Origin of the sequence: Erwinia aphidicola (genome assembly GCF_024169515.1) — a bacterium.
Taxonomy (GTDB): domain Bacteria; phylum Pseudomonadota; class Gammaproteobacteria; order Enterobacterales; family Enterobacteriaceae; genus Erwinia; species Erwinia aphidicola.
In genome coordinates, this window is the sequence record NZ_JAMKCQ010000001.1 from 2750831 (window position 1) to 2772507 (window position 21677).

Consider the following 21677-nt stretch of genomic DNA (forward strand, 5'->3'; position numbering starts at 1 on the left):
TGAAGCAAGCTGGAACGGAAATAACAAGCGGAGAGCATCAGGCAGGCACATCTGGCAATATCTAATGAGCTGCGGGCAGCTGGCGCTGCCCGCATGCGGCTGGTTACCAGCCTTTTACTGCGCCACCGTTAAACACTTTATTAGCGGCGTCGTTGACTTCGTCAGACTGGTAAGCCTGCACGAATTTCTTCACGTTTTCCGCGTCTTTGTTGTCTTCGCGCGCCACGATCAGGTTAACGTAAGGGGAGTCTTTGTCTTCAACAAAGATGCCGTCTTTCGCTGGAGTCAGGTTGATCTGGCTGGCGTAAGTGGTATTGATCACTGCCAGTGCAATCTGCTGATCGTCCAGTGAACGTGGCAGCTGCGGTGCTTCCAGCTCTACCAGCTTCAGGTTTTTCGGGTTCTCAACCACATCCAGTGAGGTTGGCAGCAGGCCAACACCCTCTTTCAGTTTGATCAGACCCACTTTCTGTAGCAGCAGCAGGGAACGACCGAGGTTAGTGGGGTCATTCGGGATAGCAACCTGTGCGCCGTTCTGCAGTTCGTCCAGAGATTTGATCTTCTTAGAGTAACCCGCGATTGGGTAAACAAAGGTGCTACCCACGGAAACCAGCTTGTAGCCACGATCTTTAATCTGCTGATCGAGGTAAGGTTTATGCTGGAAGGCATTGGCGTCAATATCGCCTTTGCTCAGCGCTTCGTTCGGCAGTACGTAGTCATTGAAGGTCACCAGCTCAACATCCAGACCGTATTTCTCTTTCGCCACTTTGGCTGCCACTTCGGCAACCTGCTGCTCAGAACCAACGATCACACCAACCTTGATGTGGTTTGGATCTTTCTCTTTCTGATCGCATCCAACTAACGCCAGGCTACCAATCAGAGCGCCTACTGCGGCAAACGTTTTAAGATTAAAAGACATATCCCTTCCTTAAATAGAGAGAAATTACTGTTGTGTTTACTTGTGGGTGACCGCACGAACAATGCGATCGCCACAGAACTGAATCAAATACACCAAAACAACCAGCAGGACTAATACCGTGTTCATCACGGTGGCGTTATAGCCGATATAGCCATACTGATAGCCAATCTGACCCAGACCGCCTGCGCCGACGGCGCCACCCATTGCTGAGTAGCCGACCAGGGTAATCAGAGTAATAGTAGCGGCATTCACCAGACCCGGCAGTGCTTCCGGCAGCAGAACCTTGCGGATGATCTGTAATGGGGTGGCCCCCATTGCGCGGGAAGCTTCGATCAGTCCGGTTGGCAGCTCAAGCAGCGCATTTTCCACCATGCGGGCAATAAAGGGGGCAGCGCCAACGGTCAGCGGCACGATAGCGGCCTGCAAACCAATGGAGGTGCCGACGATAATGCGCGTGAACGGGATCATCCAGACCAGCAGGATAATGAACGGAATCGAGCGGAAGATATTTACCGCAGCGGAGAGCACGCGATAGAGTTTGGCATTCGCCACAATCTGACCCGGGCGAGTGACATAGAGAAGAACGCCTGTTGGCAGGCCCAGCACGAAGCCGAAAAAGCCAGAGACAAAGGTCATCATCAGCGTTTCCCAAATGCCCCGGCCCAGTAACCACATCATTGCCTCAGACATAACCTAATACCTCTACCTTTACATGATGCTCGTGCAGGAAAGCGATGGCGGCCTGGGTGTCGGCTGCCTCACCGTGGATCTCCGCCAGCATGATGCCGAACTTCACACCACCGGCGTAATCCATCTGCGCGCTAATAATGTTGTTGTTAACGTTAAAACGGCGTGCTGACTCAGAAAGCAGCGGCGCATCGACAGACTGACCGGTAAACTCCAGGCGCAGCAGAGGGACGGTGGTCGCACTCGCTTCTGGCGACAGGCGCTTGAGGTAGTCCTCGGGGATGTCCAGATGCAACGTTGACTGAATAAACTGCTGAGCCAGTGGCGTCTTCGGATGGGAGAACACTTCACTGACGGTATCCTGCTCAATCAGTTCGCCATTGCTGATGACGGCTACGCAGTCGCAGATGCGTTTCACCACATCCATTTCATGGGTGATCAGCAGGATGGTAATGCCCAGACGACGGTTGATATCTTTCAGCAGTTCGAGAATTGAGCGCGTGGTTGCCGGATCCAGCGCGCTGGTGGCTTCATCGCACAGCAGCACTTTGGGATTGGTGGCCAGCGCACGAGCAATGGCCACGCGCTGTTTCTGGCCGCCGGAAAGATTGGCTGGCCAGGTGTCATGCTTGTCTGACAGGCCGACCAGCTCCAGCAGCTCACTGACGCGCACTTTAATTTCGGTTCTGGACAGATTTCCCAGCTCAAGCGGCAGCGCGACGTTGCCGGCTACGGTGCGTGAGTTCAGCAGATTGAAGTGCTGGAAGATCATACCAATCTGGCGGCGTGCCAGCGTGAGCTGCCCTTCTGAAAGGGTAGTCAGGTCCTGACCATCAACCAGCACGCTACCGGAAGTGGGGCGCTCCAGCAGATTAACGCAGCGGATCAGGGTACTTTTACCCGCACCGGATGCGCCGATCACGCCATAAATTTGTCCGGCGGGAACGTGCAGGCTGACATCCGACAGCGCTGTGATAGTCCGTGAACCCTGCTGGAACACTTTGGTGATATTTGAAAGTTTTATCATTGAGTTATTTATTATCGTGATGGGAATTATCCGTGGCGTAAATGATCAATCCATCCCGCGCTTCCGGGATTGCGAGTGGATGTTAAGGCATCCAGACGTCTAAATCAATCGAAGTCATTCAAACTGCCATTCTCTCTTTTCAGGCAATCATGCGATACTCTACGGCAAATTTTGTAGCAGGAGTTACTACGTGGCTGACAAGGTCCCCGCAATTTTCCTCGATCGAGACGGCACTATTAATGTCGATCACGGTTATGTCTCTGAAATCGATAACTTCGAGTTTATCGATGGCGTCATTGATGCCATGCGTGAACTGAAGAGGATGGGCTTTGCGCTGGTGCTGGTGACTAACCAGTCCGGTATTGCCCGTGGCATGTTTAGTGAAGATCAGTTTATGCAGCTGACCGAATGGATGGACTGGTCACTGGCCGACCGCGATGTCGACCTCGACGGTATCTATTTCTGCCCGCATCATCCCGAAGCAATAGTAGAAGAGTTACGCCAGTCCTGTGACTGCCGTAAACCAGAGCCGGGAATGTTGCTCACTGCTCAGCAGGAGCTGAACATTGATATGGCTTCTTCTTATATGGTTGGCGACAAGATTGAAGACATGCTGGCGGCAAAAGCTGCTGGAGTGGGTAAAAAAGTATTAGTGCGTAGCGGTAAGCCCGTCACTGCTGAAGGCGAAGCCGCAGCCGATTGGGTGCTAAATAGCCTGAAAGAGCTGCCGGCACGTATCAAACAGGGCTAAAAAGCAGCGTTTCGCGTGAACTTTCAGCAGGCAGTAAAAAAGTTAAGATTACTGCTTGCGTTCCCGAAGCGCCTGTCTATAATGCGCAACCACTGAGACGGCACAACGGCTTACAGGCCAGCGGCTCAGGAGGTTCAGGAAGTATCTGAACCGCCGGAAAAACTTCTCAAAAAGAAGTTGACTCCGAAGGAGGAAAGCGTAATATACGCCACCTCGCGACAGGAAGCCTCGGCACTGCTCGCAACGCTCTTTAACAATTTATCAGACAATCTGTGTGGGCACTCGCAGGATTGATATCAACGTCTCCGGACGTAAAAAATATCAAGCCTCACGAGTGAACACATAATGAAATTCATTATGACGTTTTACAGATGAGCACCGCTGAACTTGTTTCAGCAAATCGAACTTTTAATTGAAGAGTTTGATCATGGCTCAGATTGAACGCTGGCGGCAGGCCTAACACATGCAAGTCGAACGGTAGCACAGAGAGCTTGCTCTTGGGTGACGAGTGGCGGACGGGTGAGTAATGTCTGGGAAACTGCCCGATGGAGGGGGATAACTACTGGAAACGGTAGCTAATACCGCATAACGTCTTCGGACCAAAGTGGGGGACCTTCGGGCCTCACACCATCGGATGTGCCCAGATGGGATTAGCTAGTAGGTGGGGTAACGGCTCACCTAGGCGACGATCCCTAGCTGGTCTGAGAGGATGACCAGCCACACTGGAACTGAGACACGGTCCAGACTCCTACGGGAGGCAGCAGTGGGGAATATTGCACAATGGGCGCAAGCCTGATGCAGCCATGCCGCGTGTATGAAGAAGGCCTTCGGGTTGTAAAGTACTTTCAGTGGGGAGGAAGGCGAAGAGGTTAATAACCTTTTCGATTGACGTTACCCGCAGAAGAAGCACCGGCTAACTCCGTGCCAGCAGCCGCGGTAATACGGAGGGTGCAAGCGTTAATCGGAATTACTGGGCGTAAAGCGCACGCAGGCGGTCTGTCAAGTCGGATGTGAAATCCCCGGGCTCAACCTGGGAACTGCATTCGAAACTGGCAGGCTAGAGTCTTGTAGAGGGGGGTAGAATTCCAGGTGTAGCGGTGAAATGCGTAGAGATCTGGAGGAATACCGGTGGCGAAGGCGGCCCCCTGGACAAAGACTGACGCTCAGGTGCGAAAGCGTGGGGAGCAAACAGGATTAGATACCCTGGTAGTCCACGCCGTAAACGATGTCGACTTGGAGGTTGTGCCCTTGAGGCGTGGCTTCCGGAGCTAACGCGTTAAGTCGACCGCCTGGGGAGTACGGCCGCAAGGTTAAAACTCAAATGAATTGACGGGGGCCCGCACAAGCGGTGGAGCATGTGGTTTAATTCGATGCAACGCGAAGAACCTTACCTGGCCTTGACATCCACGGAATTTGGCAGAGATGCCTTAGTGCCTTCGGGAACCGTGAGACAGGTGCTGCATGGCTGTCGTCAGCTCGTGTTGTGAAATGTTGGGTTAAGTCCCGCAACGAGCGCAACCCTTATCCTTTGTTGCCAGCGAGTAATGTCGGGAACTCAAAGGAGACTGCCGGTGATAAACCGGAGGAAGGTGGGGATGACGTCAAGTCATCATGGCCCTTACGGCCAGGGCTACACACGTGCTACAATGGCGCATACAAAGAGAAGCGACCTCGCGAGAGCAAGCGGACCTCATAAAGTGCGTCGTAGTCCGGATCGGAGTCTGCAACTCGACTCCGTGAAGTCGGAATCGCTAGTAATCGTAGATCAGAATGCTACGGTGAATACGTTCCCGGGCCTTGTACACACCGCCCGTCACACCATGGGAGTGGGTTGCAAAAGAAGTAGGTAGCTTAACCTTCGGGAGGGCGCTTACCACTTTGTGATTCATGACTGGGGTGAAGTCGTAACAAGGTAACCGTAGGGGAACCTGCGGTTGGATCACCTCCTTACCTGAAGATACCTTCCCGCGTAGTGCTCACACAGATTGTCTGATGAACGTAACGAGCAAAATGTAGTATCAGAGTCCCCATCGTCTAGAGGCCCAGGACACTGCCCTTTCACGGCTGTAACAGGGGTTCGAATCCCCTTGGGGACGCCATACCGGTAACGAAGTGAAAGTCGTTATCACCGTATCTCAAAACTGACTTTTTGGAGTCACGTTTGAGATATTTGCTCTTTAACAATCCGGAACAAGCTGAAAATTGAAACGACGCGTCGTATTCATTCTCCGTAATAAGAATGAAGTTAACGATGCGTTCGAGTCTCTCAAATGCTCACGACAGCATGCTGTCCTTCGGGACGCTTGTGGGTTGTGAGGTTAAGCGACTAAGCGTACACGGTGGATGCCTAGGCAGTCAGAGGCGATGAAGGGCGTGCTAATCTGCGATAAGCGTCGGTAAGGTGATATGAACCGCAATAACCGACGATACCCGAATGGGGAAACCCAGTGTGATACGTCACACTATCATGTCATGAATACATAGTGGCATGAGGCGAACCGGGGGAACTGAAACATCTAAGTACCCCGAGGAAAAGAAATCAACCGAGATTCCCCCAGTAGCGGCGAGCGAACGGGGAACAGCCCAGAACCTGAATCAGCTTGTGCATTAGTGGAAGCGTCTGGAAAGTCGCAGGGTACAGGGTGATACTCCCGTACACAAAAATGCACTTGCTGTGAGTTCGATGAGTAGGGCGGGACACGTGACATCCTGTCTGAATATGGGGGGACCATCCTCCAAGGCTAAATACTCCTGACTGACCGATAGTGAACCAGTACCGTGAGGGAAAGGCGAAAAGAACCCCGGCGAGGGGAGTGAAACAGAACCTGAAACCGTGTACGTACAAGCAGTGGGAGCACCTTCGTGGTGTGACTGCGTACCTTTTGTATAATGGGTCAGCGACTTATATTCTGTAGCAAGGTTAACCGTATAGGGGAGCCGCAGGGAAACCGAGTCTTAACTGGGCGTTAAGTTGCAGGGTATAGACCCGAAACCCGGTGATCTAGCCATGGGCAGGTTGAAGGTTGGGTAACACTAACTGGAGGACCGAACCGACTAATGTTGAAAAATTAGCGGATGACTTGTGGCTGGGGGTGAAAGGCCAATCAAACCGGGAGATAGCTGGTTCTCCCCGAAAGCTATTTAGGTAGCGCCTCGTGAACTCATCTTCGGGGGTAGAGCACTGTTTCGGCTAGGGGGCCATCCCGGCTTACCAACCCGATGCAAACTGCGAATACCGAAGAATGTTATCACGGGAGACACACGGCGGGTGCTAACGTCCGTCGTGAAGAGGGAAACAACCCAGACCGCCAGCTAAGGTCCCAAAGTCATGGTTAAGTGGGAAACGATGTGGGAAGGCACAGACAGCCAGGATGTTGGCTTAGAAGCAGCCATCATTTAAAGAAAGCGTAATAGCTCACTGGTCGAGTCGGCCTGCGCGGAAGATGTAACGGGGCTAAACCATGCACCGAAGCTGCGGCAGCGGCGCGTAAGCGTTGTTGGGTAGGGGAGCGTTCTGTAAGCCGTTGAAGGTGTGCTGTGAGGCATGCTGGAGGTATCAGAAGTGCGAATGCTGACATAAGTAACGATAAAGCGGGTGAAAAGCCCGCTCGCCGGAAGACCAAGGGTTCCTGTCCAACGTTAATCGGGGCAGGGTGAGTCGACCCCTAAGGCGAGGCCGAAAGGCGTAGTCGATGGGAAACGGGTTAATATTCCCGTACTCGGTGTTACTGCGAAGGGGGGACGGAGAAGGCTATGTTGGCCGGGCGACGGTTGTCCCGGTTTAAGCGTGTAGGCTTGAGTTCCAGGCAAATCCGGAACTCTTTAAGGCTGAGGCGTGACGACGAGGCACTACGGTGCTGAAGTAACAAATGCCCTGCTTCCAGGAAAAGCCTCTAAGCATCAGGTAACATCGAATCGTACCCCAAACCGACACAGGTGGTCAGGTAGAGAATACCAAGGCGCTTGAGAGAACTCGGGTGAAGGAACTAGGCAAAATGGTGCCGTAACTTCGGGAGAAGGCACGCTGTCGGTAGGTGAACCCCCTCGCGGGTGGAGCCGAAGGCAGTCGAAGATACCAGCTGGCTGCAACTGTTTATTAAAAACACAGCACTGTGCAAACACGAAAGTGGACGTATACGGTGTGACGCCTGCCCGGTGCCGGAAGGTTAATTGATGGGGTTATCCGCAAGGAGAAGCTCTTGATCGAAGCCCCGGTAAACGGCGGCCGTAACTATAACGGTCCTAAGGTAGCGAAATTCCTTGTCGGGTAAGTTCCGACCTGCACGAATGGCGTAATGATGGCCAGGCTGTCTCCACCCGAGACTCAGTGAAATTGAACTCGCTGTGAAGATGCAGTGTACCCGCGGCAAGACGGAAAGACCCCGTGAACCTTTACTACAGCTTGACACTGAACATTGAGCCTTGATGTGTAGGATAGGTGGGAGGCTTTGAAGCGTGGACGCCAGTCTGCGTGGAGCCAACCTTGAAATACCACCCTTTAACGTTTGATGTTCTAACCTGGCGCCGTGATCCGGCGTGGGGACAGTGTCTGGTGGGTAGTTTGACTGGGGCGGTCTCCTCCTAAAGAGTAACGGAGGAGCACGAAGGTTAGCTAATCACGGTCGGACATCGTGAGGTTAGTGCAATGGCATAAGCTAGCTTGACTGCGAGAGTGACGGCTCGAGCAGGTGCGAAAGCAGGTCATAGTGATCCGGTGGTTCTGAATGGAAGGGCCATCGCTCAACGGATAAAAGGTACTCCGGGGATAACAGGCTGATACCGCCCAAGAGTTCATATCGACGGCGGTGTTTGGCACCTCGATGTCGGCTCATCACATCCTGGGGCTGAAGTAGGTCCCAAGGGTACGGCTGTTCGCCGTTTAAAGTGGTACGCGAGCTGGGTTTAGAACGTCGTGAGACAGTTCGGTCCCTATCTGCCGTGGGCGCTGGAGAATTGAGAGGGGTTGCTCCTAGTACGAGAGGACCGGAGTGAACGCACCACTGGTGTTCGGGTTGTCATGCCAATGGCATTGCCCGGTAGCTAAGTGCGGAAAAGATAAGCGCTGAAAGCATCTAAGCGCGAAACTTGCCTCGAGATGAATTCTCCCTGACTCCTTGAGAGTCCTGAAGGGACGTTGAAGACTACGACGTTGATAGGCCGGGTGTGTAAGCGCAGCGATGCGTTGAGCTAACCGGTACTAATGACCCGTGAGGCTTAACCTTACAACGCCAGAAGCGTTCTGGTGTGCGTTATGAGAGACGCAAAAGAGATTTTCAGCCTGTTACCGGAATTAAGTCCGAAGTATTTTGCGCTGAGGCAAGGCGGCAAGCGAAGGAAAGGAGGGAGCATACTGAAGTATGTGACTGACTTTGCGAGCGCGGCCAACGCAGCATCAGCACAAAAGACACAGGACAGAGCACAAAGAATTTGCCTGGCGGCTTTAGCGCGGTGGTCCCACCTGACCCCATGCCGAACTCAGAAGTGAAACGCCGTAGCGCCGATGGTAGTGTGGGGCCTCCCCATGCGAGAGTAGGGAACTGCCAGGCATCAATTTAAGACCCGTTTTCGGGTCGTGACCTTACCCCTGACAAGGTAAGGGCGAAACACCTGAAGTCAGACGCCGTCTGAATTCAGTACAGAATCGGTGGAGCGGTAGTTCAGTTGGTTAGAATACCTGCCTGTCACGCAGGGGGTCGCGGGTTCGAGCCCCGTCCGTTCCGCCACTAAAACATGAAGCCCTGACTCATACGAGTCAGGGCTTTTTTGTATTTGAGTTCTTATTTGCATTTCCTTACGCACAATCCCGTCTGAATTACCCTCCTCCGATTGAAAGTACGCAGTAAAGTCCCTATAACTGATAGATGGTAAGCTCATTCAGCAGTAATAAGTACAGGCGGTAACGTGCGGAAAAAAACATATGCCATGAGATACGTAGCAGGGCAGCCAGCGGAGCAAATATTTCCGCCAGGGGCAATGCTGCATGTCGGCCAGGCATTGCCGCCCGGTGCCCCGCTAACGACCGAATCCACCCTGAAGGTACTGGTGTGGAATATCTTCAAGCAGCAGCGCGCCGAGTGGCTGTCGGTATTACAAAACTTTGGCAAAGATGCGCATCTGGTTCTACTGCAGGAGGCACAAACGACGCCTGAGCTGGTGCGTTTCGCCACCACCAATTACCTGGCGGCCGACCAGGTTCCCGCTTTTGTTCTGCCCCAGCATCCTTCTGGCGTCATGACGCTGGCTTCAGCTCATCCGGTCTATTGCTGCCCGCTGCGCGAGCGTGAACCGCTGCTGCGCCTCTCCAAGTCAGCGCTGGTCACCGCTTACCCCTTGCCGGGTGGGCAAATGCTGATGGTGGTCAATATACACGCGGTGAACTTCAGTCTGGGTATTGATGTTTACAGTAAGCAGCTAGGGCCGATCGGTGAGCAGATCTTTCACCATCAGGGCCCGGTGATCATGGCCGGCGATTTTAACGCCTGGAGTCGTCAACGCATCAATGCCCTGTATCGTTTTTCACGCGAAATGGGGCTGCGTGAGGTACGTTTCACCGACGATCACCGTCGCAAAGCCTTTGGGCGTCCGCTGGATTTCGTTTTTTATCGCGGAATGGGAGTGGCAGAAGCTTCTGTACTGGTCACCCGCGCCTCAGATCACAACCCACTGCTGGTAGAATTTAACGCTCATCCGCCATCGCTGGCATAACAGGGAAGCTTCTCGTAATGGCAACAAAACATCATGACAACGTTGATAAACAGTTCGGCGAGCAGGCTAATGCCTACCTGACCAGCGCGGTACATGCCAGCGGTCGGGATTTAGTGCGGCTGGCAGAGCGGCTGTTTGGTGCCTCAGACGCGAAAGTACTGGATATGGGCTGCGGAGCAGGGCATGCGAGCTTTGTTGCCGCTCAGCATGTCAAAGAGGTCATTGCCTACGATCTATCGGAAAAGATGCTGGCGGTAGTGCGCGAGAGTGCGGATGAGCGCGGGTATCACCACCTCAGCACGCAGCAGGGCTATGCCGAGAGCCTGCCATTTGCCGATGCCGCGTTTGATATTGTCATCAGCCGCTACTCCGCACACCACTGGCATGATGTTGGCAGTGCGCTGCGGGAGGTGTGTCGTGTGCTCAAACCCGGCGGCAGAGTGATTTTTATGGACGTCAGCGCACCGGGCAATCCGGTGCTCGATATCTGGTTACAGACGGTAGAGGCGCTACGTGATACCTCGCACGTGCGCGATTACAGCCCTGGGGAGTGGCTGACGCTAATGACCGAAGCCGGGCTGGCCGTGCAGGCTCTCTCGCAGGATAAGTTGGAGCTGGAGTTTAGCAGTTGGACAGCGCGTATGCGCACCCCTGAAGTAATGGTGCAGGCGATAAGGGCTTATCAGCAGGCAGCACCTGACGACGTCCAGAACTACTACGCTCTCAGGCCGGATGGCAGTTTCAGCACCGATATCATCTTTATCGAGGCCCTGCGGCCATAAAAAAAGCCCGTCTGGAGACGGGCTTTTTATTGGGTCTGGTATCGGACTAACTGTCAGGTGTCGCACTATTATCCACAAACAGCGTCAGCTTATCGCCGGGCTGGATGTTCTTAGCACTGTTACTGGCGACGCTATTCCAGCGCACCACATCTTTGATGTTTACGCCGTGACGTTTTGCGATACTGGCCAGAGAATCACCCTTACGTACCTGATAGGTGATGCTGTCGCCGTTATCTGCCAGTCTGTTACTGCTGCTTACGCTCAGCGTCTGCCCCGGTTTGATGCTGGCACCGCGCAAATTGTTTGCCCGCTGCAGATCTTTTACCGGAACGCCAAGACGCTTGGCAATGCCGGACAGCGTGTCACCGTTGCGCACCTTATAGGAGCCGGATGAAACGCTGTTGTTCGCAAGTGAAGTCGGCTGCACCGCTGCGATATCACCGGTCGCCAGTGAGTTACGAAGCTTAGCCACGTTGGACTTCGGTACCATAATGTAGTGAGGACCATTAGGGGCCGTTTTTCCACGCGTGTAGCCGGAGTTAAACGTCTTCATCTTGCTTAGCGACATGCCAGCCATTTCGGCTGCCTGCGTCAATTCAATCTGCTGACCCACTTCAACGCGTGCCAGAGCACGAGATTCGTTGGGAGCGGGCAGACGTATGCCATATCGCTTACTGTTCTTGAGCAGTTGCCCCAGAGCCAGCATTTTTGGCACATAGACCGTCGTTTCTTTTGGCAGCGCTAAAGACCAGAAATCCGTAGGTCGTCCACGGGCTTTATTGGCTTTCATCGCTTTCAGCACGCGTCCTTCACCGCTGTTGTAGGCCGCAACCGTCAGTAACCAGTCACCGTCAAACATACCGTTAAGGCGCTGCATCATATCCAGGGCAACTTTGGTCGATGCCACAACATCGCGTCGTCCGTCATACCACTGGGTCTGCTTAAGACCATAATTTTTACCCGTCTGCGGCACAATCTGCCAGATGCCAGCGGCATTCGCAGATGATGTTGCATGAGGGTCAAAAGCGCTCTCCACTATGGGTAGTAGTACCAGTTCCATCGGCATTTTGCGTTGCTTAATTTGCTCGACAATCCAGTACATATACGGCTCTGCCCGTAATGTTACATCGTGGAGATAGCTCTTGTTCTTCAGGTATTTCTGTTTTTGTTCGCGTATCCGGTAATTATCCGGAACCTTCATCTTCAGCTCGTCGCTAATGAAATTCCACAGATCTTTGTCCTGCGCAAGCGATGTTCCATCATCCTGCCAGCGCGGCGACAACATACTATCTGAGTACTGTCCATTTTCACCTTGACCTGCCGAAGACAAACTCTGTGCATGCTGTTCAGGGATGTTAGCATCATGCCTTGATGCCTGGCACCCTACCAGCAAGACCGAGGCGAGTAATATCGCTTTAGCCTTCATGTGTGTGTCATTGGTTCCGCTTAAAAGACGAGCAATAATACGTGGTAGGTCCCCTCAGCACAACCTAAATTATCAAAAACGGTCTTTCTTCTCGCGTAGAGCCGCAAATACCTGCCACTCATGTTGCGGAGTTGTTTCTAATCCAATAGTGCGTTGTAATTCAACATGTTGCGTTCTTAAAAAAAGATTAATTTTTCGCTCAAAACCCAGTTTTGTAGGCAAACTTACCCCATTTTTTGCGCGTAACTCCTTAATTTCTCGATAGTAGCGGCTTATCTCCGCATCTTGCGGGAAAATGGCCTGCGCAAAGGTTAAATTCGATAACGTATATTCATGGGCGCAACAAACCAGAGTGTCAGCTGGCAGCTGATTAAGCTTTTGAAATGACTGAAACATCTGTTCAGCAGTGCCTTCAAACAGTCTCCCGCAGCCGGCGGAAAAGAGTGTGTCTCCGCAGAAAAGGTAAGGGAAGCTGAAATATGAGATATGTCCTAAAGTGTGGCCCGGCGTAGCATAAATGGTGAAGTTACAGCCTAAAACATCGACGCTATCACCCTCGTTGACGATCGCATTTGCCCCTTTATCTCGGGTTTCTTCCGGCCCATAAACCGTCAGGTCGGGGTAATGAGCCAGCAGCTCCGGCACACCGCCAACGTGATCGTGATGATGGTGCGTAAGCAATATCGCCACCGGCTGCCAGCGGTTTTTTGCCAGGGCACGCAGCACCGGAGCGGCCTCGCCAGGGTCGACAATCAGACAGCGGCCTGCCGCGTCGTTTAACGTCCAGATGTAGTTATCCTGAAGGGCTGGAATGCTGGTAAGATTCATATGATCGCTCCCGTATGCTCGCAATGGAAAGAAGATGGTAAAGCATGAAGCCCGCTAAAACACGTCATATTCGCCATGTGCCAGAGTCATGGTCGCAAATCCCCTGCGGTGAGTATTATCGCGATGCGCTGTCGCATCAGCTGCGCCCCAGCCTGGCTAAATTATATGGTTTTCATCTGCTGAAGGTAGGCAGTCTGAGCGCGGAAATCGATACTGAAAGCTGTGCGATTTCGCATCAGGTTAACGTTGGGTTGAGCGGGGATAATCTGCAGGTTCACGCCGACCCACTAAGCCTGCCCTTTGAGTCTAAATCGGTTGATGCCTGCCTGCTGGCCCATACGCTGGCATGGAGCAGCGATCCGCACCGCGTGTTGCGTGAGGTGGACAGGGTGTTGATCGACGACGGCTGGATGATCATCAGCGGCTTCAATATTTTCAGCGCCCTGGGAGTCGGCAAGCTCATCCCCGGCCTGCACCGTAAGGTGCCGTGGAATAGCCGGATGTTCACCCAGATGCGCCTGATGGACTGGCTGAGCCTGCTGAACTATGAGGTGATACACCGCTCGCGCTTCCAGGTACTGCCGTGGAACCGCCAGGGGGGGAAAGTAATTAGCACCCACCTGCCCGCGCTCGGCTGTTTAAACCTGATCGTCGCGCGTAAGCGTACCTTCCCACTGACCATGAACCCGGCGAAAAAGAGTGCCAGCAAGCGCCAGCTGCACGCCGTGGGTGCTACCAGCCAGTACCGGGAAGGGCGCAGAGGCTGAATGGCATAACGGGACGCCTTCTATCCCGTTCATTCCTTTTGCGTTACGCGCCGGCCTGATAACCCACATCATCAAATGTCGGATTGCCGGCAGCCGCGCGCGCCAGCTCATCGCAGCGCTCGTTTTCTACGTGGCCGGCATGCCCCTTAACCCACTTCCAGTGGATCTCGTGCGTGCTGAGCGCGCTGTCCAGCCGTTGCCATAAATCGACATTTTTAACCGGCTTCTTATCGGCAGTCTTCCAGCCGCGCTTCTTCCAGTTGTGGATCCAGCTGGTGATCCCCTGGCGCACATACTGGCTGTCGGTACTCAGCGTGACGTTACACGGCTGAGTCAGTGCTTCCAGCGCCACAATCGCCGCCATCATCTCCATGCGATTATTGGTGGTGAGATGGAAACCCGCACTGAATGTTTTTTCATGCGAGCCGTAGCGCATAATCGCGCCATAACCGCCGGGGCCTGGATTACCGAGGCACGAACCATCGGTGAAAATTTCTACCTGCTTAAGCATCTCTGGTAGACTCTCCGTAGAAAAACGCCAAGTCTGACATAAACGGGTCCTATGAGCACAGTAAATACAACGCGTCAGATCGTACTCGATACCGAAACCACCGGTATGAACATGATCGGCGTCCATTATGAAGGGCACCGCATCATTGAGATTGGTGCGGTAGAGGTGATCAACCGCCGCCTGACCGGCAACAACTTCCACGTTTACCTCAAGCCCGACCGCCTGGTGGACCCGGAAGCGTTCGGCGTTCACGGTATCGCCGACGAGTTTCTGCTGGATAAACCCACCTTCGCTGACATTGCCGACGACTTCCTTGCCTATATAAAGGGGGCGGAGTTAGTCATCCATAACGCCTCGTTCGATATCGGCTTTATGGATTACGAATTCTCCAAGCTGCAGCGCGGCATTCCGAAGACCGAAACCTTCTGCCAGATCACCGACAGCCTGGCGATGGCGCGCAAGATGTTCCCCGGCAAGCGTAACAGCCTTGATGCCATCTGCTCACGCTATGAGATAGACAACAGCAAGCGCGTCCTGCACGGCGCACTGCTTGACTCCGAAATTCTTGCAGAAGTCTTCCTGATCATGACCGGCGGGCAAACCTCGCTGGCCTTCTCGATGGAAGGGGATCGTGAAGAGCAGAGCGACGGTGAAACCATCTACCGCATCGAACGCCCCGCCTCCGGGCTGCGGGTAGTGCGCGCCAGTGAAGCCGAAGTGGCGGCACACGAGGCGCGTCTTGACCTGGTGCAGAAAAAGGGTGGCAGCTGCTTATGGCGCCCTCAGGAAGAGGCTGACGAGGTATAACGCTTTAAATTTGCATAATAAAACCGCGTGATGGTGAAAAACGCAGCAGTTGATATTAATCCACAGAAAAAGCGTTGACGAACATCTGACTGCCCCGTAATATCCGCCTCGTTCCCGACGGGGAACATCGGTGGAGCGGTAGTTCAGTTGGTTAGAATACCTGCCTGTCACGCAGGGGGTCGCGGGTTCGAGCCCCGTCCGTTCCGCCAAACATTCAGAGAAAGGCCGACTCATAAGAGTCGGCCTTTTTCGTTTCTACGCTGCACTACTCTTTCTGCATCGCCACTTTGGCGTTATAGCCTTTCGCCACGGTCGCCGCCAGGTCACCGCGTGCAATCCAGCGATAGCTCCCGGCACCCAGCGCCACACCGATAAACCAGCTAAAGTTCGCCACGGCATGCAGCGAAGGGATAAAGCTAATCACCAGCCCAATCGCCACCGACGGCAGCAGAGCAGCAATCGCTTTCGGGTTAAAGCCGCCCTTGTACCAGTAAATCCCCTTCGGCGTATCATCAAACAGGTCATCAACCGAAATCTGGCTGCGCTTAATCAGGTAGAAATCCGCCAGCAGAATCCCGAACAGCGGCCCGATAAACGCGCCCAGCACGTCCAGCGTATAGTGGATCAGCTCCGGTGACTGGAACAGATTCCACGGCGTCAGCAGTACCGATCCGACTGCCGCAATCATCCCGCCGGTGCGGAAGCTGATTTTCTGCGGAGAACAGTTAGAGAAGTCGAACGCCGGGGAAACGAAGTTCGCCACAATATTAATACCGATGGTCGCGATGATCATCGTCAGCAGCCCAATTGCCACGGCCAGATCGTTACCCACCATGCTGACGGTTTCAATCGGGTCAGTAATCATGCGGCCAAACAGCGACTGCGTGCCGGAGACAATCACCACGGTAACGATCGAAAACAGCAGGAAGTTGAACGGCAGGCCCCAGCGGTTGCCACGGCGGATCTCGCTCAGGCTTTTACCGTAGCGCGAGAAGTCACCAAAATTAAGCAGCGGGCCGGAGAAGTAAGAGACCACAAGCGCAGTGGCGGTGATCATCTGCCAGGCTTGCTCCCCGCCGGTCAGCGATTTACTCGCCAGCGTCAGAGAGATACCGCTGAAACCCGTTTTGTATACAATCCATCCCGCCAGCGCCACCATCACCACGTACACCGCCGGACCGGCGATATCGATGAAGCGCTTGATGGCGTTCATTCCATGCCAGAACACCATCGCCTGCAGGAACCACATAATCCCGAAGCAAATCCAGCCCAGCTGCGACAGGCCCAGCCACGAAGATTGTGTCAGGGTGCTCAGCGCCGGCCAGAACTTAAGGGAGACCAGCATCAGCGCATTCGCCGCCAGGTAGGTCTGAATACCGTACCAGGCAAAAGCGATCAGACCGCGGATCACCGCCGGGATATTAGCGCCAAAGACGCCAAACGCCTGGCGGCAGATCACCGCATAAGGCACGCCAGCCATCTGACTCGGTTTCGCCACCAGATTGGCGCACAGCTGCACAATGCAGATACCGGCCAGCAGGCAAAGCAGAACCTGCCAGCTGGCGAGCCCGAGCGTAAAGAAGCTGGCCGCCACCACATAACCGCCCATGCTGTGTACATCGGACATCCAGAAAGAAAAGATGTTGTACCAGCTCCAGTTCTGGTCTCGCGTCGGCGCCAGATCCTCATTGCACAGCCTTGGGCTGTAGTTGGCATTGGCTTCAGCAGCTGCTGCCTGGGAAGACACTTCACTATTTGGCATGAAACCTGCTCCTCTGAATACAGTTATCAATAAACCGGGTTGCAGGAGACATTGCAGGATCCAGGCCAGATTGTAATTTCGTGTATACAAAAGTTGTGATTCCTGTGTACGCTTCTTGACAGAAATGATGTTGACCGGAGTAGGGGATGAAGAGTGAAAGCGGGCTGAAAACGGCCTCCGACCTGGGTGACAGGGACGAACCCATCTATCAGGCGCTGATGACCGCCATCGTTGAACATCAGTTACCACCGGGGAGCAAATTACCTGAAGAGGCGCTCTCCGAAGTCTTTGGCGTTAGCCGGACCGGCATCCGCAAAGTGCTGCAACGCCTCGCCGCAGTGCAAATGATCACGCTAACGCCCAAACGTGGTGCACAGGTTGCCACGCCAACGGTGGAAGAGGCGCAGGATATCTTCCGCACCCGCAGCCTGATTGAGTGCGCCAATCTGCCTGCCGTGCTGGCGCACTGCCAGGCACCGCATCTGGCAGCGCTGGAAAAGCTCAATCGCCAGGAGCAGCAGGCGCATGAGGATCATGACGGTGCCGCCGCCATCCGCCTCTCTGCCGCCTTCCATATTCAGCTTCAGGCTATCTCCGGCAATCAGGTACTGACCGAAATGGTGACGCGCCTGACTCAACGCTCTTCGCTGGTGGTCGCTGCCTGGGGCGCACCGTGGCAACAGGGCTGCCGTTGTGACGATCACGATCGGCTGGTCGAGCTGCTGCGCGAGAAATCCCTTACCCGCCTGACTGACTCACTACGGCAACATTTCGATCATATTGTCGCCAGTCTGCGCTTTGAACGCAGTGGCGAGACACTGCCGGACTTTGCCCGGCTCTTCGCCGCCACAGGAGCACGATCATGAACAAGCAGGTCATCCAGGTCATCAACCCCAACACCAGCCAGGCGATGACGGAAACTATCGGCGCGGCTGCGCGTGCGGTTGCAGGCGCCAATACTGAGATCCTCGCGGTCTGCCCGACGCAGGGCGTGCCCTCTATCGAAGGTCATTTTGATGAGGCCATTGCGGCGATTGGCGTACTGGAGCAGGTGAAAGCCGGGCGTGAGCAGGGCGTTAGCGGCCATGTTATCGCCTGTTTTGGCGATCCGGGGCTGCTGGCCGCGCGCGAGCTGGCGCAGGGGCCGGTGGTGGGCATTGCCGAGGCGGCGATGCATATGGCTACGCTGGTGGCGACGCGCTTTTCGGTTGTCACCACACTGCCGCGCACGCTGGTCATTGCCCGTCATCTGCTGCAGCAGTACGGTTTTGAGCATCACTGCGCGGCGCTGCACGCTATCGATCTGCCGGTGCTGTCGCTGGAAGATGGTAGCGGTATCGCCCAGGAGAAAGTACGCCAGCGCTGTATACAGGCGAAGCGCGAAGATGGCAGCGGGGCGATTGTGCTGGGCTGCGGCGGCATGGCCGATCTGGCGCAGACGCTGACGCGTGAGCTGGGGATCCCGGTGATCGACGGCGTAACAGCCGCGGTCAAAATGGTCGAGTCGCTGCTGGCGCTAGGGTTAAACACCAGCAAACACGGCGATCTTGATTACCCGATACGAAAAAATCTGTCGGGCCAGTTTGAGCGCCTAAACTAAGGCAATACCTTTCCGCGACCAGGGAGTCAAACCATGAGTGATGTACCGGAAAAGAAAGAATACAGCTTTAATAAAAACTATCCGCGTGACCTGCGCGGTTACGCCGGGAATCCTCCCCATGCCGCCTGGCCTGGCAAGGCGAAGATCGCGGTGCAGTTCGTCCTCAATTATGAAGAGGGCGCGGAAAACAACGTTCTGCACGGTGACGCCGGTTCCGAACAGTTCCTGTCCGATATTATTGGCGCAGCCAGCTATCCTGAGCGCCATATGTCGATGGACTCGCTGTATGAGTACGGTTCGCGTGCCGGTTTCTGGCGCATTCATAACGAGTTCCAGAAGCGCGGTCTGCCGCTGACGGTGTTTGGCGTGGCAATGGCGCTGGCGCGCCACCCGGAGATAGTCGCAGCGATTAAAGCCGCCGATTATGACGTGGTCAGCCACGGCTGGCGCTGGATCCACTATCAGAGCATGGATGCTAAAACCGAACGTCAGCATATGCAGCAGGCGCTGGATACCCTGACCGACCTGTTCGGCAAAACGCCGACCGGCTGGTACACCGGGCGCGACAGCCCGAACACGCGGCGTCTGGTGGTTGAGCAGGGCGGGCTGACCTACGACAGTGACTATTACGGTGACGATCTGCCGTTCTGGACCCAGGTCACCTGCCAGGATGGCACCGTGAAGCCGCATCTGGTGATCCCGTACACGCTGGAGACTAACGATATGCGCTTCGCCACGCCGCAGGGCTTTAATACCGCCGAGCAGTTTTATACTTACCTGCGCGACAGCTTTGACGTGCTGTATGAAGAGGGCGACAGCGCGCCGAAGATGTTGTCGATTGGCATGCACTGCCGCCTGCTGGGGCGCCCCGGCCGCTTCCGCGCCCTGCAGCGCTTCCTCGATCATATCCAGCAGCACGACAGAGTGTGGATCTGCACCCGTCAGCAGATTGCCGAGCACTGGGTGGCAAAACACCCGGCACCGGAAATTTAATCGATTGCGGGCGAGGTTCTCCTCGCCCTTTCAGATCGCATAATTTATAGATTGGCTGAATTACTAATTCAAAAAGTGCGGATATTTGCCGTCGGCGCTTAATTATCTAAATATTGAGCATATAGTTACTGCGGGATGCAGTTTTCATTTTTATATAAGGATGGACTATATGAATCAGAAAGAAGTTAATACCAAAATAGATAAAATCATTACTCCGCTCATTCGCTTTTGGGAGGGGAGTAACGAGCCTTGGATGGTCAAAAGTAATGTGTCGCAGTTCGTTTACAGTAATAAACGACTGCAAGGTTTTCTCGGGCTTCCAAAGGGCTTTAACATGGAAGGTCTTTACGATCGTGAGCTACCCTTGGCGATCCATGAATTTGAACCTGAGTTTCAGGCCCACGATCGTAAAGTAGAAAGTGTCAAGGATCGCGTAACATCTGTAGAAGTGCATCATTTTGACCAGCTAGATTATCTACAACCCTGGTACTCTGAAAAATTCCCCATTTTAGATGAGGATGGGACACCATTAGGCGTCATAGTACACTGTCGCCCGGTTGAATCGATATTCATCACTCGTCTGGCGAAAATTAAAATGCCCACCTCGCTGATGTTTACCCCTCCTGACGAACTATTTACCGATAAAGAGTGGGAGGTTATTTTCTACACCTGTCAGTCGTTTACACCAAAAATGATCGAAGCTGCGATTGGTGTTTCTAATCGCACGGTGGAAGATACTCTGTGTCGTATCTATAAAAAATCTGGCGTGGGTAATAAACGAGGCCTGATTGATTACTGCATTGAGCACGGCTTTAATAATTTTATTCCGCAAAGTATTTTCCAAAGCAGCGGTTCAATTATGCCATTTGAATAACCTTTGACCTCCGAACTCTGCATTCCAAAAGAAAGGATAATTGATATGAATATCAAAGAAAAGGATTCAGCAATAGAGCGAGTTATTAAGCCTTTCATCTCTTTTTGGGGCCGTGAGCCTGCTGCAATCAGTCCTCTCTCCTTGCACCCAAAGCCTCAGCGTCGCGATTTGAAAACCCACAGCGAGCACAATGTTAGCAGGGGGATGAGCTAGGCCTGAGGTAAGCCGGACGTCACGCGGCAGGGATGACGCGTGCCGAGGCGCGCAGGGAGTCTCTTTTGCCGTTCCGGCGTGCTCAGACCGGTTTGCGGACGTTTAGCGAGGGAAATAATTCATGGGGGCACTCATGAGTGTCTCCTCGCCCTTTTAGATCGCATTATTTAGAAATTGGCTGAATTACTAATTCAAAAAGTGCGGATATCTGCTGTCGGCTCTTAATTATCGCGATATTGAGCATATAGTTATTGCGGGATGCAGTTTTTCATTTTTATAGAAGGATGAACTATATGAATCAGAAAGAAGTTAATGCCAAAATCGATAAAATTATTGCTCCACTTATTCGCTTTTGGGAGGGAAGTAAAGAGCCTTGGATAGTAAGAAATAATCAGTCCCAATTTGTTTATACAAATATCCGTTTGCGTAAATTTATAGGCGTGCCGGAAAGTTTCGATATGGAGGGCCGTTATGATGGCGAGCTTCCTTTAGCGATGCATGAGTTTGAACCAGAATTTCAGGCACACGATCGCAAAGTTGAATATGAAAAAGACCGTGTTACTTCTATTGAAGTGCATAAGTTCGATGATTTAGATTATCTTCAACCATGGTACTGCGAAAAACTCCCAATTTTGGATGAAGATGGCACACCTTTAGGCGTCATCGCACACTGTCGCCCAGTTGAGTCTGTTTTCATTACGCGCCTGGCGAAAATAAAAATTCCTACTTCGTTGATGTTCACTCCACCCACTGAACTGTTCACCGACAAAGAGTGGGAGATCATTTTCTACACCTGTCAGTCGTTTACACCAAAAATGATCGAAGCTGCGATTGGTGTTTCCAACCGTACGGTGGAAGATACTCTGTGTCGTATCTATAAAAAATCTGGCGTGGGCAATAAACGAGGCCTGATTGATTACTGCATTGAGCACGGCTTTAATAATTTTATTCCGCAAAGTATTTTCCAAAGCAGCGGTTCAATTATGCCGTTTGAATAACGCTAAGCCTCCGATCTCTGCATTCCA

At 53.4% G+C, this 21677-nt stretch carries 18 protein-coding genes, 3 tRNA genes and 3 rRNA genes; 17 read left to right on the forward strand and 7 right to left on the reverse strand.

Going from position 1 to position 21677, the window contains the following annotated elements:
- Window positions 1–103 precede the first annotated feature (103 nt).
- Genes J2Y91_RS12725 through metN form a run of 3 tightly spaced genes read right to left on the reverse strand, consistent with a single transcriptional unit; the run spans window position 104 to window position 2633 of the window.
- Window positions 104–919, reverse strand: a complete 816-nt coding sequence (locus J2Y91_RS12725) for a MetQ/NlpA family lipoprotein (protein WP_133624395.1) — start codon at window positions 917–919, stop codon at window positions 104–106.
- Between the two features lie 36 nt (window positions 920–955).
- Entirely contained in the window at window positions 956–1609 is a 654-nt protein-coding gene (locus tag J2Y91_RS12730) for a methionine ABC transporter permease MetI (protein ID WP_048915019.1), read from the reverse strand.
- Window positions 1602–2633 carry a methionine ABC transporter ATP-binding protein MetN gene (metN, locus tag J2Y91_RS12735; protein WP_133624393.1) on the reverse strand — a complete coding sequence of 344 codons (1032 nt, stop codon included), beginning with the start codon at window positions 2631–2633 and terminating at the stop codon, window positions 1602–1604. Before metN ends, J2Y91_RS12730 begins: the two co-directional genes overlap by 8 nt.
- 190 nt (window positions 2634–2823) lie before the next feature.
- Between metN and gmhB the strand changes: the two genes are divergently transcribed.
- The 8 genes from gmhB (at window position 2824) to J2Y91_RS12775 (ending at window position 10871) form a co-directional block, all read left to right on the forward strand.
- Window positions 2824–3384, forward strand: a complete 561-nt coding sequence (gene gmhB, locus J2Y91_RS12740) for a D-glycero-beta-D-manno-heptose 1,7-bisphosphate 7-phosphatase (protein WP_048915021.1) — start codon at window positions 2824–2826, stop codon at window positions 3382–3384.
- 409 nt (window positions 3385–3793) lie between these two features.
- Window positions 3794–5334, forward strand: a 16S ribosomal RNA gene (locus J2Y91_RS12745).
- A gap of 73 nt (window positions 5335–5407) precedes the next feature.
- Window positions 5408–5483, forward strand: a tRNA-Glu gene (locus J2Y91_RS12750).
- A gap of 217 nt (window positions 5484–5700) precedes the next feature.
- Window positions 5701–8606: ribosomal RNA gene (locus tag J2Y91_RS12755) — 23S ribosomal RNA — on the forward strand.
- A gap of 208 nt (window positions 8607–8814) precedes the next feature.
- Window positions 8815–8930 (forward strand): 5S ribosomal RNA (gene rrf, locus J2Y91_RS12760).
- Together the 16S, 23S and 5S rRNA genes with 2 tRNA genes alongside form the textbook arrangement of a ribosomal RNA operon.
- Window positions 8931–9030: 100 nt before the next feature.
- Window positions 9031–9107, forward strand: a tRNA-Asp gene (locus J2Y91_RS12765).
- A 178-nt stretch (window positions 9108–9285) separates the two neighbouring features.
- Window positions 9286–10089 (forward strand): endonuclease/exonuclease/phosphatase family protein, encoded by an 804-nt coding sequence (locus J2Y91_RS12770; protein WP_048917082.1) that lies wholly within the window; start codon window positions 9286–9288, stop codon window positions 10087–10089.
- 17 nt (window positions 10090–10106) lie between these two features.
- Entirely contained in the window at window positions 10107–10871 is a 765-nt protein-coding gene (locus J2Y91_RS12775) for a class I SAM-dependent methyltransferase (protein ID WP_133624392.1), read from the forward strand.
- Window positions 10872–10917: 46 nt separating this feature from the next.
- Here the strand turns inward: J2Y91_RS12775 and mltD are convergent, their stop codons facing one another.
- Window positions 10918–12297, reverse strand: coding sequence for a murein transglycosylase D (mltD, locus tag J2Y91_RS12780; RefSeq protein WP_133624390.1), 1380 nt, complete (start codon window positions 12295–12297; stop codon window positions 10918–10920).
- A 72-nt stretch (window positions 12298–12369) separates the two neighbouring features.
- Entirely contained in the window at window positions 12370–13125 is a 756-nt protein-coding gene (gene gloB / locus J2Y91_RS12785; protein WP_133624388.1) for a hydroxyacylglutathione hydrolase, read from the reverse strand.
- A 44-nt stretch (window positions 13126–13169) separates the two neighbouring features.
- On the opposite strand from gloB, the gene J2Y91_RS12790 reads away from it, so the two are divergent.
- Entirely contained in the window at window positions 13170–13892 is a 723-nt protein-coding gene (locus J2Y91_RS12790) for a class I SAM-dependent methyltransferase (RefSeq protein WP_048917078.1), read from the forward strand.
- Between the two features lie 43 nt (window positions 13893–13935).
- Here the strand turns inward: J2Y91_RS12790 and rnhA are convergent, their stop codons facing one another.
- Window positions 13936–14403, reverse strand: a complete 468-nt coding sequence (gene rnhA, locus J2Y91_RS12795) for a ribonuclease HI (RefSeq protein ID WP_133624386.1) — start codon at window positions 14401–14403, stop codon at window positions 13936–13938.
- A 51-nt stretch (window positions 14404–14454) separates the two neighbouring features.
- Between rnhA and dnaQ the strand changes: the two genes are divergently transcribed.
- Together dnaQ and J2Y91_RS12805 are read left to right on the forward strand one after the other, a co-directional pair.
- Window positions 14455–15210: a DNA polymerase III subunit epsilon gene (gene dnaQ / locus J2Y91_RS12800; RefSeq protein WP_048917076.1), complete on the forward strand. Its 756-nt coding sequence runs from the start codon at window positions 14455–14457 to the stop codon at window positions 15208–15210.
- Between the two features lie 132 nt (window positions 15211–15342).
- Window positions 15343–15419 (forward strand) — tRNA-Asp (locus J2Y91_RS12805).
- Between the two features lie 56 nt (window positions 15420–15475).
- On the opposite strand, the gene J2Y91_RS12810 is transcribed toward J2Y91_RS12805, so the two are convergent.
- Complete coding sequence (locus tag J2Y91_RS12810) at window positions 15476–16972, reverse strand: NCS1 family nucleobase:cation symporter-1 (protein ID WP_133624384.1); 1497 nt, start codon at window positions 16970–16972, stop codon at window positions 15476–15478.
- 146 nt (window positions 16973–17118) lie between these two features.
- Here J2Y91_RS12810 and J2Y91_RS12815 point away from each other — a divergent pair, with 146 nt between their 5' ends.
- The 6 genes from J2Y91_RS12815 (at window position 17119) to J2Y91_RS12840 (ending at window position 21650) form a co-directional block, all read left to right on the forward strand.
- Entirely contained in the window at window positions 17119–17838 is a 720-nt protein-coding gene (locus J2Y91_RS12815; protein WP_133624382.1) for a GntR family transcriptional regulator, read from the forward strand.
- Window positions 17835–18572 (forward strand): allantoin racemase, encoded by a 738-nt coding sequence (hpxA, locus tag J2Y91_RS12820; RefSeq protein WP_133624380.1) that lies wholly within the window; start codon window positions 17835–17837, stop codon window positions 18570–18572. The genes J2Y91_RS12815 and hpxA overlap by 4 nt, the downstream gene beginning before the upstream one ends.
- Before the next feature lie 33 nt (window positions 18573–18605).
- Window positions 18606–19565, forward strand: coding sequence for an allantoinase PuuE (gene puuE, locus J2Y91_RS12825; protein WP_048917072.1), 960 nt, complete (start codon window positions 18606–18608; stop codon window positions 19563–19565).
- A gap of 169 nt (window positions 19566–19734) precedes the next feature.
- The gene (locus J2Y91_RS12830) at window positions 19735–20439 is read left to right on the forward strand and encodes a helix-turn-helix transcriptional regulator (protein WP_133624378.1); all 705 of its coding nucleotides are present in this window, start codon (window positions 19735–19737) and stop codon (window positions 20437–20439) included.
- A gap of 45 nt (window positions 20440–20484) precedes the next feature.
- Window positions 20485–20652: a hypothetical protein gene (locus J2Y91_RS12835; RefSeq protein WP_166643194.1), complete on the forward strand. Its 168-nt coding sequence runs from the start codon at window positions 20485–20487 to the stop codon at window positions 20650–20652.
- 293 nt (window positions 20653–20945) lie between these two features.
- Complete coding sequence (locus J2Y91_RS12840; protein ID WP_133624376.1) at window positions 20946–21650, forward strand: helix-turn-helix transcriptional regulator; 705 nt, start codon at window positions 20946–20948, stop codon at window positions 21648–21650.
- The last annotated feature ends 27 nt before the right edge of the window (window positions 21651–21677 follow it).